Raw genomic sequence first — 15197 nt, 5'->3', positions numbered from 1 at the left:
GCCGCGCAGGTTTACCGCAACGATCACACCTTTGGGATCGATCAGGAAATTCTGCGGAATACTTTTTACAGCATACAGTTGCGCTGCCTCACTTTTAAAACCTTTGAGATCGCTTACCTGCGTCCATATGAGACCGTCTTGTTTGATTGCTGCTGTCCATGCGGTTTTGTAATTATTGTCGTCCAGCGAAACACCCAGTATTTCAAGCCCTTTGGGATGATATTGATTATACGCTTTCACCACGTTGGGATTTTCCCCGCGGCAGGGCCCGCACCAGCTTGCCCAGAAATCCACCAGCACATATTTCCCTTTGAATTGTGAAAGATGGATGGTTTTACCGTTTTGATCGGGAAGTGAAAACGCAGGCGCACTTTTCCCGATAGCAGTTCTGCGCAGCGCTTCAATGTCAGCCGCCAGTTGTTTGCCCATCTTACTGTTCTGCCATTCGGGGGTAAGTGTATGATAGCGCTTTGTCAGATCATCCGGGTCCTGTTTTTCATTTACAAGATCGTACAGGGAAAGCAGGCTGAAATAGGAGCCAGGATTTTCACGGATATAGTCCTCCTTTTTTTGACGTAACTCTTTGGATGCCGCCTCATTTCTCTTTTTCCAGTCTTCTTTAAAAGCGGCGGTCTTTTTGTCGTCCGGTATGGCCATCCATTCCTGCTGCAATGTATTTGCTTTAACCATTACGTCGTTCATTACCGCAAAATAGTGTCGTCCCTCTTCATTGAGAGGCGTGTTTTCTGCTTTAATGTTTTTCATCGAGTCGGCAGACTGCAGCATTATTTTTTCGTTGTAAACGTACAGTCCTGTATAATCTGAATTTGACGGGTTCAGGTTGTTGTATCCGATGCCGGCCCTGTCCAGCATCAGCCAGGCCATGGTAACATCTTCAACGGCGCCGGTAGCGGTGAATGCGCCGTTTTTTATCGCTACAGTATCCACCACTCTCGTGGTTTCGTTGCTCATGTAAACGAGGTAAATGCGTGCCGGGGCGCTCCAGTTACCGATCTGCCCGCGGATTTCGAATTGTTTTTTTTCCTGTGCATTCACCAGTATAGGGAAGCAGCAGCATATGTTCAGCAGTATTTTTTTCATATCAATGCGTTTTGTGTTATCTGGTTTTATTTTGTGGATCACTGGTGGCTTTATCTCTTAATACCTTCCTCAAGTATCTTCAATATTCCTTCGTTTCGTATGATCACCATGCCATGCCGGTCGTCTGTAATGCCTTTTTCGAGTTTGTAAGTGTACTCCGGAACATGCCCGTTCATGCGTGTAGGCAGATAAAGAAAGCTGATATTGTTCTTTCTCCGGAGCTCTTCGCCGGCTTCCACGATATGGGAGGAGATGATGAACATGCTATTCCTTTTGTTGGCAAACCCTCCTGTAACAGCAACGGTGGCTTCGTGTGCATCTTTTACGTTGGTACCCCGGAACAGTTCATCGAAGAGGATGAAGAAAGACTGCCCGGTTTCCAGCTCCGCTGCCATTTTTTTTACGCGCAATACTTCCGCATAAAAATGACTTGCGCCAATACCAAGATTATCCGGCAGGTTGATAGTAGTATAGATGCCGTCCATCACGGAAAAGGACATACTTTTAGCGGCTACCGGGAAACCCATGTGCGCCAGGTAAAGCGCGGTGCTCAGCGAGCGGAGGAAAGTGGATTTGCCAGCCATATTGGCGCCGGTAAGAAAGATCACGTTCTGCGAGGCATTCATTACGATGTTGTTACCAATGGGTTGCTTCAGCGCAGGATGGTAGACGCCCTCGAGGCTGAGTTCGGAGGCGCCTTTGTCCAGCGCTCTGGGGAAAACAAAGTTCCTTTCCACAGCGGTGGCAGCTACAGAAAGATATACATCCAGGAAATAAATGCCACGCAGGAGCTGTTTTATCTTTTCCCTTTCACTTATCCTGAAAAGCGCGTCGTAGGCGGTTACGGCGCCATAAGACAATTTCCCTTTCGGCTGTTCCCTGAGCACAGGTTCAAATGCAGGATCGGCCAGCAGCGACGCGAGCACCTCGCGTTCGGAGGCATATGCCCTGATGTCCTTTATATCCTGCCGTCCAATAAATTCTTTTGTAATCCTCACCAATTCTATAACAGCTGATACGCCATTCTGTATCTCCTTTTCAGCGAGAATTACTTCGTCTGTTTTGCGCTGCGAAGTTTTTTCACCGCTGGCAAGATATTTTTCGGCCATGTCGAAAAGAGACGGTGTATATGGAAATGGGATGCGTAACTTCGCGAAATTTTCGATGCAGCTGCTGCGTTTGTTGATGGCTTCTTTGTCGGACAAGGGATTCCTGAACATTTCTTCCAGCAGCGTTTCCCCGCCACGTGTATGTGAGCGGTTGTATATATCGTAAATACCGCCGCTGTCTCTTTTCCCGAATATCCCGAGGTCTGTGATGGTCTGTTCGTCGGTGCGTAGCATAGTAGTTGTTTTTTATTTCCTTTTTCTCCTGATCAGCACTACAATTCCGGAGATCAGGATAAGACCGGGAAATATCCATATGAAAAAGGTTTTTTGTATTCCCGCGGTTTCCGCGTTGATGGTCAGTTTTATGTCCAGTGGCAGCCGGCGCGGGGTGTATACCGGGTACCTGTTATCATCCATCCAGCTGTAAAGCGCATTTCTTAAGGGGCCAAAGCTGTATCGCAGGTTGCTCATAAAATCCGCGTCGCCGCATACGGCAATGCGCTGTTCTTTGCCGTTGATGTTACGGGTGAGCGCTACCATGGTGCAGAAAGAGGGGAGTTTGATGTCGCCTTCCTGCGGGTTCATCGGCGGAAGAGTGGAATCGATCACCAGCCCGTTCATTTTCAGCCAGGAGCGACCGGAGTCTGTCAGGGCCAGCGGGGTTATTTTAAACAGGCTGTCTTTCGCATAGCTGACTGCGGCAACACCGGGTGTCATCGTAGTAACAGGATCCGACTTTATTCCTTTTTCCTTTGCCTTTCTCATGCCTGTCATCGCTGTTTCCTCTGCAAGCCCGGCGATGGCGTTTGTGTGAACAGATATTACCTTGTCCGGTGTTTCGTTGTATGTTGGATATACCAGCTGACCGTCCATCAGCTGTACGCCAAGTTCGCGGAGAAAGGGATTGAGCACGTATTGTTTGCCGGGCTCGCCGGTGATCAGCATATTACCGCCGCTATTCACATAGTTGCGGAGCCTGGTCATTACCACAGGGCCCAGGTCCATTTTAGGATCGGCCAGTACAAGCGATGAAATGCCTGCCGGTATCTCCTGCGTTGCCAGGTTGATGGTGTCTACATTAAACCCGACGTTTACCAACGCAGGGCGGGAGAGTTTCATGCTGGTATGCGCGGCGTATTCGCGTTCGCCCGTCTTAAAGATATTTCTTTCCAGTTCGCCCGTTACAAATAATACTTTGGGCGCCTCCTCATTTAGCAGGTGTTTAAAGGCTGCATTCATATTTTGCTCATCCGGCCAGATGAAGCCATCGAGATAGGTGCGAACCAGCTCTGTCCGGCCTTTGTATTTGAGCTTCATTATAAGCCGGTAATCTTCGGGCCTGAGATCTATCTGCCTGTTCATTTCTTCCGGCTTTTTAAACATCGAGATATCCAGGTCCATGCTTTCGGCATATTCCGCCGCGATCTGGTGGATATTTTTACCCTGCATGATTTTAAAGACCATGCTGTCTGCCGTATTGTAATAATATTCGTATTTAAAAGTAATGTCCGGCCTGAAACGAAGGTACATCTCCCAGAAACGGGCCATATAGCTTGCATTGCGGTTTTCAGGCAAACCGGGATGGATGTTCTGGTCCAGCAGGTTGGCATAAAGCGTTACTTCCAGCGTACTGTCGCCAAACTCTTTGAGCAGCTGTTGCGTACGGGGATGAATCGTGTTCACCTGCGTAGCGGTAGTATCCCAATAAGCGATGAAGCGGGGGCGTGAACTGATGTACCCGAGCATCAGTGTGGCTGTGAAAACCAGCGCGTACCTGCCTGCTTTGAGGAACCAGGGTTTATCTTCCCGGGCGTTTCTCAGCCTGATCATCGTAAACCCGATAAACATGCACGATACCGAGATAAAATAGATCACGTCTTTCGAAGTGATAAGACCGGACAACATTTTGCCTGTTCTGTTTTGTAGCGACAGGAAGTAGGTAAGGTCTCTTACAAAATCATACTTCTGCCATAATGTGCCGATACGGCCAAGGATAAAGATGATCACAAAACTGGCGAGCGCAGATACAATCTGGTAATTGGAGAGGCTGGACATAAACAGGCCGATGGCGGAATACGTGCACACGATCAGGTAAAAGCCGAGGGCGGCGGAAAGCAGCAATCCATCATCCACATGCACGATCTGAAATGCGCTGACGATCATGAATATTGCCACTATGCCGATCAGCAGCAGGTTGAATAACATGATGCCGAGATATTTCCCGAAAACGATCTGCCGCAGCTGTACCGGGGAGGAATACAACAGTTTGATAGTGCCATTGTTCGCTTCCCGGCTGATGAGCCCCATGGTAAGCAGCGGTACAAAAAGATACAGGTTACCGATCGCATAGGTGAAAAGGCCACCCCTGAGGAAGAGGTGGTAGGTGAGCGATTCCTGACCCAGCGCCCCTTTGAGCGTATTCCCGTTTTTGCTGGCCATATCCTGCAGAAGCGCGCCGTTCAAAACGGGTATGGTATAAAAGATGGCGGATTGCACCAGGAAAACGATCAGCAGGAACCATGCGATGGGAGAATAGAACAGGTGCCTGAATTCGTTCTTTGCTATTTTAAATAATAACTTCATTGGTTCGCTTGTTTATTTCCTTTTTCTCCTGATAAGTAATACTGTGCCCAGGAGCGCCAGAATGCCCGGCAATATCCATACATATGCTATTTTCTGAATGGAGGCCCTTTGAGGGGGGAGAATGACCATAGAATCCGTGGCATAGGGATAGATGGAGTATATGGGCATCCTGTCGTTGTTCAGCCAGCGGACGAACGATCTTGTCAGCGCGCCGGAGGAAAGGCGGTTGCTGAGAAAATCGGCATCGCTGCAGAGTATGATGCGCTGTTCCCGGTTGTTGATCTTCCGGCTAAGCTGCATCACCGTGGGGAATGTATTTTCCATGATATCGCCTTCCTGCGCGCTGAACACGGGCGGTACAGAGTCTGTCACGAATTTTCCCATCTTAGACCATACCATACCGGGATAGGTAGTTACCAGCACAGTGGAAACAAAACCACTGTCGCCCGCGGCGGTGATGCCCATGGCGGAAGGCATGGGAAGCGGCAACGAATCGTCGCGGATACCGTGCAGCCAGTAGTGCCGTTGCAAAAGGGCGGGTTCTTCCTGAATGATCTCCAGGCCGGCCATAGTGATATATGGTTTTATCAGATCGGGAGCATCGTTCTCACTGGGCTGGGCGAGCTTACCGTCGAGCAGCCGGAAACCTGTTTTTTGTACCAGGGGATTTAAAAGATGTTGTTTCCCTGGTTCGCCGCTGATGAGCATATTCCCGCCGTTATCAATGTAAGTACGGAGTTGTTCCATGGCGGCGCTGCCGGGTTGTATTTTAGGATCCGCCAGTACGAGTGTGCTTGCATCCGTTGGAACAGGCTGCCTGGAAAGATCAACGGTGTCTACATCAAAACCGATATTCACCAGGGCGCCGGGATTGTCCATATTGGTGATATCTTTGGAATACTCCCTTTCACCGGTTTTATAAATATTTCTTTCCAGCTCCCCCGTAACGAAAACCACTTTTGGCATTTTAGCGCCCGTAAGCCTTACCAGCGCGGCATCTGTATTGATGGACTTTGGCCAGTCGCCACCCCCATATGTACGAAGGAAAACGGAGCGGTCTTTATACTTCAGGCGCATTACCAGGCGAAGATTTTCCGGCCGCAGATCGATCTCTTTACGCATTTTTTCCGGACTTTTAAAATCAGCGGTATCTACCTGCATCACTTTGGCTACTTCAGCGGCGATCTGCGGTACTGTTTTACCGGGAAAGTCCTGCAGTGCTATGCCGCCTGTACCTGTGGAGTCAGCGTCGTAATAATATTCATATTTATAGATGATATCTTTTTTGAAACGCTGATAAGGTTCCCAGCATTCGGAAAGATAACGGTTGCGTGATTCGGGAAGGCCCGCTTTGGCGCCGGGGCCAATGAGATTAGTGTAGAGCGTTACTTCGAGCGGCCCCTCGTTGAGCGACTTAACGATTTGTTGCGACTGTTCGCTGATGGTGTTGGTCTTCCTTGCAGTAGTATCCCAATATCCCGAAAAACGTGGCAACGAACCGACAAACCCTATTAAGAGGCAAACTGCCGCCACGGCAATATGTCTGCCCGTTTTTATATACCATGGCTTCTTTTCGCGCCCGTTCCTCAGCTTCAATATGGTAAATCCAACAAACATGCAGATGATGACGATATAATACAATACATCCTTGCTAACGATTAGCCCGAGGATCATTTTTTCGGTGCGCCCGAGAATGGACAGGAACCAGGTAATATCTCTCACAAAATCATACTCCTGCCACAAACGGCCTATGTTCATTAGCGAGAAGAAAACGGTAAAACTGGCTATCGCGGAAACGATAGGATAGGTGGTGAGGCTGGACATGTACATGCCGATGGCCGACAGTACGCATAACAGCAGGTAAAAGGCCAGCAGCGTGGAAAGCAGCGGGCCATAGTCCAACGAAAGGATATCAAAAAAACCATTAATAATAAAAATGCCCACAACCGAAACCAGCAGCAGGTTGTAGATCATCATCGCGAAGTATTTTCCGAGAACTATCTGGCTGAGCTTAACCGGGGAGGAATACAGCAACCTGATCGTGCCGGTGCTGATCTCCCGGCTGATAATGCCCATGGTGAGCAGTGGTACAAAAAGATAAATACTTTGCAGTACGTTAAGAAGAAGACTGTCTCCTTCCAGGAAAATGGAAGTAGTGGCAGAGAGCGTGGCGCGATATCGCCAGTCGGGATAAGCGCTGGCGCTCATTTGTGTGGCCTTTGCCCATAAGTAGGTGACACTGGTATAAAAATATCCGCACATCACCACAAAGGTGATCAGCAGGAACCACGCTATCGGTGAATAGAACAGGTTGCGCAGCTCGTTTTTTGTTATCTGGAATATCGTCTTCATGAAAGAGGCGCTTTATTGAGGAGACTGTGATGACAGCTGTTTAAATACATCATCGAGCAGACCTTTGTCCGGCCCGATCTCTTTTATTTTCCAGCCTTGCTCTACGCTGGCGGTTATCAGCCTGTCCGTCACTTCTTCAGGGCTACCGTCAAAATATACGCGGTACTGCTTTTCCGAAAGAACGTCTACCTGCGTAACACCCGGTACTTTCACTATTTCAGTCTTGGCCGGCGGATTGTCCATACGTAGCAGTATCGCTTTCGACTGCACGTAATTATTGAATGCGTCCATACTGTCTGAGAACACCATTCTGCCAGATTCGATCATGATGATCTCTTTGCAGAGCAGGTTGATCTCGGAGAGGATATGTGAAGAGAGCAGTACAGAATGTTCGATAGCGATGTCACGAATGAGTTTTCTTGCCTCGATCAGTTGATTGGGATCCAGACCGTTGGTTGGCTCATCCATCACTACCAGTTTCGGTTTGTGGATGATGGCCTGCGCGATACCCACCCGCTGACGGTAGCCGCCGGAGAGGTTTTTGATAAGCCGGGTGCTGAAGTGGCCCAGGCTGCAGCGTTCTTTCGCTTCTTCAACGGCGGATCTGATCTTGTTTTTTTCGATCAGTCTCAGATGGGCACAGAATGTCAGGTATTCATCGATCGTGAGATCGGTGTACAGCGGTGGGTTCTGTGGGAGAAAGCCGATCTGTTTTTTGGCCTCCTCCGGATTTTTCCTGAGATCGATGCCATTGATGAATACATTCCCTTCTGTTTGGTTCAGCACGCCGCAGATGATATTCATGGTGGTGGATTTCCCCGCGCCGTTGGATCCGAGAAGCCCTACAATACCCGATTGCGCTATCTCGATGTTGATATCACGGATAGCCCAGGTGCTGGCATAACGGTGGGAAAGATGTTCCGTTTTTAAAATAGCAGTCATGAAATATGCGTTTAAAATTTTTTCATTGTGATTGGTCTGTTCCGCCGTGACGGATTTTTTAGTAGCCAATCATTGTACACCGGGAAGCAGCTTGTTTAATTCTCCGGCGCCTTCCTGTAGTTTTTCGCGCATCAGCTCTGCTGTTTCAAACTGGATCTGCGCGGAGGTGGCGATAAACTTTTTTCCGGCAGATGATTGATAGAATGCAATAAGCATTTCTATTTCTTCCGTTGTATAATGTTTAGCATACATCCTGATGAGATCATTTTTACGCGAGGCATAGCCCATTTGTTTGAGGAAGAAAGCGCGCGCTTCGTCTTTTTTACCGGCCAGTTGCGGCGCATTCGCTATGGTCTGGTCTGCGGTTGCATTGGCGGCCTGGGTGCAGGACTGTTCCATATTTATTATTGTAAACAGCTGTTCTATCTTCGGGTAAAGTTTCGTAGTGTCTTGCTGTGCTTTCACTGCAAATGAGCCAAAGGCCATCATGGTAATCAGTAATGCTGTTTTTGCTTTCATTTTTTTGTATTTGATGATAAATTTTTTTTGACATAAGCTTCCCATTTCCATGGAAGACGCCATGAATTCATCCGCTGTACGGGTTAATGGAAAAGCTTTATCTGAATGCTGAGTTTGTCAGTTCGGCGACATTAGATCTTAAAGCGAATACCGGTTTTTTATTTTCTGTTTGTTGTTTAATATATAAATGAACAGGACGGGATTTTGTACTAGTGCGGTTGAAAAAAATATTGTTGAGCACAAAGCATAATAAGAACAAAGCGATGGCGCCGAGATGTTCTTTCATAAACTGTACGGCTTTTGCCAGATGGTTTTTAACTGTATGAGGGGAAATATTCAGCTGTTGTGCGATCTCCATCCTGCTAAGATTTTCGATCTTGCTGAGATGATATACCGCCTGTTGTTTTTCCGGGAGACTGTCATATATTTTTTTGAAGACCTTTGTATTTTCTTTTTGGAACAGCTGTTCTTCCACTCCGGCACTATGATAATAGAGATCTGTCCACAACGTATGTAATTTCGTTCTGCCTGCTTCCTTCCTGATATGCCCTAAAGAAAGGTTCCATGCCACGCGGTACAGCCATCCGCCAACGTTTTCAGGCGTCAGTGTGGCCCGGTTTTCCCAGAGTTTCAGGAAAGTTTCCTGTACGATGTCTTCCGCGGTGTGCTGGTTTTTCGTGAGGCATACAACGATGCGTATCAGCCTGGCTGAATGATCCCTTACGATCCCGTTAAATTCCGCTTCGCCTGCAAGGCATATTTTCTGCGGGCGAAGCGGCAGGCACACTGGTTGCCGGTCTGTTGTGATCATGGCATTCGGTTTATCTTGGGTTCTGGATAATAGCAGGATTATTGTTTATGACGAAAGGAGAGAACGGCATTAAATATCGCGGTGAATTAACGGGCAGCGTGGCGATCACGTCTGTACCATTATCCGCTTTCCTTTGCAGTGTTTGCGCAAACTGCGGATCGCGGTTCAGGCGTTTGAGATCAAAAAGACGCAAGCCGCCGTGGCAGAACAACTCCCGTCTTCTTTCAGAGAGCACCGCTGTCATTGCATCCGTAGAAGGATCCAGGGGTTGATAGTTAAGCAACCTGTTTTTCCTGATCTCGTTTACAAGGGCGAGCGCATCGGCCGCACGCTGTTGCCTGGCAAGGCATTCCGCTTTTATCAGCATCACTTCGGGTACCCGTACACTGTAATCAAAAGCGATAGAGCTATTGATATCGCCGGGAACATACATGCCGTTGGCGAAATTGTTGGTGAACCTTACGTCGTCGCTGCTGAACAATGAAAACAGCGACGGACTGATAGAGAATGGCACATGCCGGATATTGAAGAAATCATAATCTATGCACATCCTGCCAAGTAATATTTCCGGATGCTGTGCGAGGTCAAGAAGAACGGAAGGAGGGGTATAATCCTTTGTATATTTTAAAAGCCTGCTATTGATCTTGAGTGCGGCATTGGCGGCTGAAAGCGCCTCGTCATATTTTCCCATGTAAAGGTACGCTCTCGCCAGCAATGCGTAACCGGCCGCTTTCCCGGGATGTATGATATCCTGTCCCATGCCTGGCAGGGAGGAGGTGTTCACTGCGGCGTTGAGGTCCTGCAATATGAAATCATACACCTGTTTCACCGTAGCCCTGGAGGGCAACTGCCCGGGGTCTGCTATTGTCACGAGCGGCACGGCAAGATCCGTGGCAGCATTTGATGCACGGTAATCCAAACCATAGATGTTGGCCAGCTGGAGATAGTACGACGCGCGATTGATCTGCGCCTGCGCGCGAACAAGCTCTTTTTCGCTGTCCGGGCCCTTTGCGCGGTCAATCCTGTCGATAATAATATTCATCTGCAGGATGTTGGAGTAGGTGGAATTATAGGTATGGTCCTGGCTGCCCGCTTGCCAGATAGTTTCAGACCAAAGGTAAGACCGTATATACGCGCTTCTTGCATCAACAGCCTGGTGTGCATCTTCGATCCGTATATCATCGCTCATGAAATCAGACAACACATAATTGCAGAGTGCTGTGGAGTCGCTATTCAGCATCTCTTTAAAGTCGCTGATAGCAACCGGGTTGACTTCTGACGTGTTCGGGCGTACATCAAAGAATTTTTTGCAGCCCGTAAGCTGCAGTAAACAGGTGCACATCGCGGCGAGTGTCATTCTTTTCATATTCATCCTGAAATATTTTTTCCCCATAGATCTCATCGGTTCTAAAATTTCATATTAACAGTGAGTGAAAATTGTTTGGGAAGCGGAAGCGCCACAGTGCCATAGCCCAGCACGGATTCAGGATCTGCATGCAGTTTGTTGCGTGTCCATAAGGCAAGATTCATTGCCTGCACGGATACCAGGAAATCCTTAAAATAGTTTTGCAGGAATTTTCCCGGGGTTCCATGCCATCCTATCTGTACTTCCTGGAGCCGGATATGGTCTGCGGGCATGATGCTAAAAGTGGAATTCTGCGTAACGAGCCCGCGAAAGTTAGCGTCAACCCCATCGTCGTACATAGCAGGGATGTTGGTAAACGCTTCGTCGCCTGGTTTCCTCCACCGGTCTTTGATCAATATGCTGTAATCGATGCCTCGTGATGGAACGGGAATATATTCACGCATAACATGCCCGAAATTGAAAACCAGCACCACCCTTGCAAAGAAGCCTTTGTAGTCCCATTCCTGTATAAATCCCCCGGTAAGCGGAGGACGTGTTACGCCGCTGTATACCAGGGCAGCCATTACTGATGCGGTATCCAGCGTGGATGTTTTGTTCCCTTTGTTATCGTAGATCATCGGGCTGCCGGTATTGTTCAGGCCGCCCCAGCGGAAGCTCCACAGGTTATCTACACTATATCCGTTTCGCGGGGCAAAGAGATATCCCCTGTCTGTTGAAAAGTTTGTATTCGGCACTTCTTTCACTATATTTTGATTATACGCACCGTTCAGCGTTATTACATACCTGAAATTGGTTCTTTGTACTGCTTTTGCCTGCAGGTAAAATTCAATTCCCTTGTTAACCACCTTGCTGTAGGTGTTTTTAGACATTAATCCCGTTGAGGGGTCTGCGGGGATACGGATATTGGAGTTTACTCCCGCTATGGTTTTATGATAATAACGGAGATCCAGCATAAAGCGGTCGTTGATGAATCCCAACGTGGTATGCGCTTCAAGATTTTTTACGTGCGGGGGAAGTATGGAGAGGCTCCCGGGGATAGCGGGAGAAAAGCCGCCGCCGGCTAAAGGCAGGTTGGTGGAATTCATCAGTCCCAGGCCCTGGAATGCGCTGATGTCCTGAAGTATGAAATCCGCGATCATTTTGCTGACGATCCTGGAATTGAAATACCTTTCCTTTCCAATGTCATAAATAAACCTGGCATTTGTTTGAGGGTTTCCGTCCAGTGAATAACCATAGCTGCCCATTAGTTGCAGCAAACCTTCCCTGAACTTCACTCTTCCGCCCATGCTTACATAATTTTTTACAATGTTGTTGATGAGCGTCTCATTCTCGTTTATTTTGTTGATCCGCATACTGTTGTATGCAACGTCAAAGGATATACGGTTGTCCAGCAGGCCTGCTGTCAGCTTTTCATAAATGTTATTTGATCGCTGCCGGCGTTGCTGGGCGAAGTTAAAGCCCTGCACACGTATGGAGTAATTATTCCAGCTGGGTTGTACGTCGCGGTATGCCTGTATATCGTTGGGAAGACTGGGAATACTGATACCATCAATGCCGGCTGATAATGTAATATTGTTGATCCATACGGGCATGCGCATAAAAGACATCCGGCTCAGGCTCCAGGCCGCCGAACCGCCGTAGATATCAAGACTGGTATATGGTGAAGGCTGGCCATAGCTTTGTATCAGTGTGGAAGTATACTGACCGTTCAGCATATAAGTGCTGTCGAAGGAATAAACCAGGTTCGCGTTCCAGTTGAGGCTGCGGTTTCTTAGCGTATCGCCGTTCATAGCTGATAGTAAGGTATAGGGATACACCATTCTGCCGTAAGTGTCCTGCCAGAAAGGTTGGGGAAGACTGTACAGGTTAAGTATGCCATCCTGGGGGTTAGAAGGCAGGCGCACCGGCTGGCCTTTCCCCGTTTGGGGATCGTAGCCATAAATGGGGGCGAAGGAAGGTTTATATTGCGCATAAGCTGCGCCGAAACCGCTAATGGTGGCGGACAAACGGTTTTTCCCGAACTTTTCGTCAAATTGCAGCGCGGTCCGTAAATTCCAGTTATTTATTCTTATGGTCGATTTGTTAAGAACACCTCCGCGGGGAACATAAAAATCTACCCTGGTTACATTTCCGAAATCATCAAAAACAGGGCTGCCGTAATCGTTGTACAGCTGCCTTGCCTTGCTGGACGCAGCATCGTCTATAATATCCGTTTTATTGTTGTTGATATCGAACTGTAAAGAGTTGGACCATTTCAAAGAAGGAAGAATATCCCAGTCTACGCTGAGCCTCGATTGGGTTTCCAGGCTTTTGGTCATGATCTTATTGAGCCGGGCATCTTCCAGCTTATTGCTGCCATAGTTTATAAACCCGTATTTTTTAATGGCCTCGTTGGCGCTTGCGGGGAAGTTCGAATAATCGTATACGTAGTCACCGGTTATAGGATCTACCAGCAACTGGAAGGGCAGGTTCCTGGAAAAATCAGCGTTGAAGCCGGTCTGGTCATTAGAATGTCCGAGGTTGAGATACCACTGGGCCTGCATTTTATTTTTAAGCAGGGAAAAATCATTATTCAGCACAAGGCGATAAGATTTGCTGTTGTTGCCGAGAGCAGACGAACGGTTGGTGGCGTAGGTGCCGATGGCGATGAAACGCCAGATCCCGGCGCCGCCGGAAAGCGATAGTGTTTGATTCTGGCCATAGGCTTGCTGTTGCAGGAGCCTCATCTGGCCTTCGTTATCGAGACTGCTGAGGGAATCCAGCTGGAAATTGTATTCGTCCTCTGAAATGCTGCCCTGTTGCCAGCGTTGGAAGACCCGTTCGGCGGAATTGAGATTGAAGCCGGTGAGCGGATAATCTTTAGAACCCAGTTTGAGGAACCCGGAGTCTGATGCAGATCTCATGTAATCGATCATATCTGCGGAAGAAGCCATCTGCATTTTAACGCGGTTATACCGCGGTGTAGGGGAATAGTTAAACTGGGAAACGTAGTTGAGCCGTAACTGGTTTGCCGTACCGCGTTTGGTGGTGATCAAAATCAGGCCGCCTGTTGCCCTGGGGCCCCATTTGGTCAGTTCTTCCGGATCTTTGATCACTTTTACAGATTCGATGTTAGCCATGGGGTAATCGGCAGGAAAACCTTCCTGTGGAAAACCGTCGATCACGATGAGCATACCGGACATGTTGCCATTGAAGCCGCTTGCACCTCTTAGTTGTGGCACAAGTCCGTTGTTGGAAACGGAAGTGCTGTAATTGAAGCGCAATTGCCCTTTAAAAGAATTGATCCATGAATCAAAGGTGGGCCAGCCCCTGGCGGCATAAATACTTTGATTTTGCTGGTAATGCGCGCGGAGCGCATCCGCGGTGGGAATGGTTGAACCGCCTACTATGGCTCCGCCCATATCGATGGATTCTATCTTCTGTGTGCTTGAGGAAGTGTTTTGCAGTGTAAGGCCGGGAATGGTGCCTTGCAGCAGCTGCCCGAGGTTCAGGTGCCCGCGGTGCGTCATGTCGATAGTGTCTGTAAAGGGCACTCTTTTTTTGCTGAGGTTCACATTGTCTATCACCACGGCATTGATCTCTATTGGGGCGATCTTCATCCTGATATTAAGGGCGCTTTGCCCGTTGTAACGTAGTTCCACATTGTTGTACCCAACTGTTGAGAAGACGAGCCTGTCGCCTTTTTGCCCGTATATGTGGAAGTCGCCTGCCGGATTGGTAACGGCATATGTTTTAGGTCGCCCGCCACGGGGGAGGTTAACAACAGTAACAAATTCCATCGGCGCACCGGTGGAATCCGTAACATGCCCGGTGATCGAAATATCCTCATCAGTTGTTTGCTGTGCCTCCAGTACTTCGCTGGAGGCTGCCTGTACCCGTGTTTTTAATTTAATGCCGATGTTGTTGCCGGAAATGATGTAAGTCAATGGCTGGTTTTTCATACATACATCCAGCACTTCCCGGATATCCGCATTCACCACACTGATCGTTACGGGCACGGATTTATCCAGTACGCTTTTCTCGTAGAGAAAGATCCAGTCGCTTTGCTTATTGATCAAGCGGAATATCTTTTTCAGCGGTGCGTTTTTTTCATTCAGCGTAATCTTTTGTTGCGCCGTCACCGCGTTGCAGATCAATACTCCGGCAAGCAGCAGCCATAACCTGATCTTTTTAGTGTAAGGGATAATGGATGGTTTTTGGTTTTGTTTAGTAATTACAGATTCCTGTAATGAATAAAAATTCATAGTTTTGACAAGTTTTTGGGTTCATGAAAGAAGGACGCCCAAAATGTTGCCGGATGCGCCGCGAACGCTTCCGGCTTTTTTGTTAGTCTTGGTTGATTAGTTATATTGCTGCACAGGAGCCCGTAAAGCCTGTTGGCGGCCTTAGAAAATTGTCATTTCATGGCGGTTTT

9 protein-coding genes are annotated in these 15197 nt (G+C 48.2%); all 9 read right to left on the bottom strand.

Translation table 11 applies throughout. The features are described 5' to 3' along the window. Nucleotides 1-1101: TlpA disulfide reductase family protein (locus VIM72_RS07355; RefSeq protein ID WP_332002189.1), on the bottom strand; the 1101-nt coding region annotated here is incomplete at its 3' end. A 50-nt stretch (nucleotides 1102-1151) separates the two neighbouring features. Next, nucleotides 1152-2444 carry a MutS-related protein gene (locus tag VIM72_RS07350; protein WP_332002188.1) on the bottom strand — a complete coding sequence of 431 codons (1293 nt, stop codon included), beginning with the start codon at nucleotides 2442-2444 and terminating at the stop codon, nucleotides 1152-1154. Nucleotides 2445-2456: 12 nt separating this feature from the next. Then, complete coding sequence (locus VIM72_RS07345) at nucleotides 2457-4793, bottom strand: ABC transporter permease subunit (protein WP_332002187.1); 2337 nt, start codon at nucleotides 4791-4793, stop codon at nucleotides 2457-2459. 12 nt (nucleotides 4794-4805) lie between these two features. Then, the gene (locus VIM72_RS07340; RefSeq protein WP_332002186.1) at nucleotides 4806-7145 is read right to left on the bottom strand and encodes a Gldg family protein; all 2340 of its coding nucleotides are present in this window, start codon (nucleotides 7143-7145) and stop codon (nucleotides 4806-4808) included. Nucleotides 7146-7157: 12 nt separating this feature from the next. Continuing rightward, nucleotides 7158-8087 (bottom strand): ABC transporter ATP-binding protein, encoded by a 930-nt coding sequence (locus tag VIM72_RS07335; RefSeq protein WP_332002185.1) that lies wholly within the window; start codon nucleotides 8085-8087, stop codon nucleotides 7158-7160. Between the two features lie 69 nt (nucleotides 8088-8156). Then, nucleotides 8157-8606: a DUF2059 domain-containing protein gene (locus VIM72_RS07330; protein WP_332002184.1), complete on the bottom strand. Its 450-nt coding sequence runs from the start codon at nucleotides 8604-8606 to the stop codon at nucleotides 8157-8159. Between the two features lie 97 nt (nucleotides 8607-8703). Further along, complete coding sequence (locus VIM72_RS07325; RefSeq protein WP_332002183.1) at nucleotides 8704-9417, bottom strand: RNA polymerase sigma-70 factor; 714 nt, start codon at nucleotides 9415-9417, stop codon at nucleotides 8704-8706. A 10-nt stretch (nucleotides 9418-9427) separates the two neighbouring features. Further along, nucleotides 9428-10789 carry a RagB/SusD family nutrient uptake outer membrane protein gene (locus VIM72_RS07320; protein WP_332002182.1) on the bottom strand — a complete coding sequence of 454 codons (1362 nt, stop codon included), beginning with the start codon at nucleotides 10787-10789 and terminating at the stop codon, nucleotides 9428-9430. A 35-nt stretch (nucleotides 10790-10824) separates the two neighbouring features. Then, nucleotides 10825-15027 (bottom strand): SusC/RagA family TonB-linked outer membrane protein, encoded by a 4203-nt coding sequence (locus VIM72_RS07315; RefSeq protein ID WP_332002181.1) that lies wholly within the window; start codon nucleotides 15025-15027, stop codon nucleotides 10825-10827. Nucleotides 15028-15197: the final 170 nt, after the last annotated feature.

Source organism: Chitinophaga sp., from assembly GCF_036569185.1.
In the GTDB taxonomy this organism is placed as follows: Bacteria; Bacteroidota; Bacteroidia; order Chitinophagales; family Chitinophagaceae; genus Chitinophaga.
Note: the sequence above shows the minus strand (reverse complement) of the source record. Positions and strands in the feature narration are given on the sequence as shown.

What these genes read in the sequence shown, in the direction of transcription:
- VIM72_RS07320 (WP_332002182.1), bottom strand. Translation starts at nt 10,789, where the DNA reads ATGAATATGAAAAGAATGACACTCGCCGCGATGTGCACCTGTTTACTG.
- VIM72_RS07345 (WP_332002187.1), bottom strand. Translation starts at nt 4,793, where the DNA reads ATGAAGTTATTATTTAAAATAGCAAAGAACGAATTCAGGCACCTGTTC.
- VIM72_RS07340 (WP_332002186.1), bottom strand. Translation starts at nt 7,145, where the DNA reads ATGAAGACGATATTCCAGATAACAAAAAACGAGCTGCGCAACCTGTTC.
- VIM72_RS07335 (WP_332002185.1), bottom strand. Translation starts at nt 8,087, where the DNA reads ATGACTGCTATTTTAAAAACGGAACATCTTTCCCACCGTTATGCCAGC.
- VIM72_RS07330 (WP_332002184.1), bottom strand. Translation starts at nt 8,606, where the DNA reads ATGAAAGCAAAAACAGCATTACTGATTACCATGATGGCCTTTGGCTCA.
- VIM72_RS07315 (WP_332002181.1), bottom strand. Translation starts at nt 15,027, where the DNA reads ATGAATTTTTATTCATTACAGGAATCTGTAATTACTAAACAAAACCAA.
- VIM72_RS07350 (WP_332002188.1), bottom strand. Translation starts at nt 2,444, where the DNA reads ATGCTACGCACCGACGAACAGACCATCACAGACCTCGGGATATTCGGG.
- VIM72_RS07325 (WP_332002183.1), bottom strand. Translation starts at nt 9,417, where the DNA reads ATGATCACAACAGACCGGCAACCAGTGTGCCTGCCGCTTCGCCCGCAG.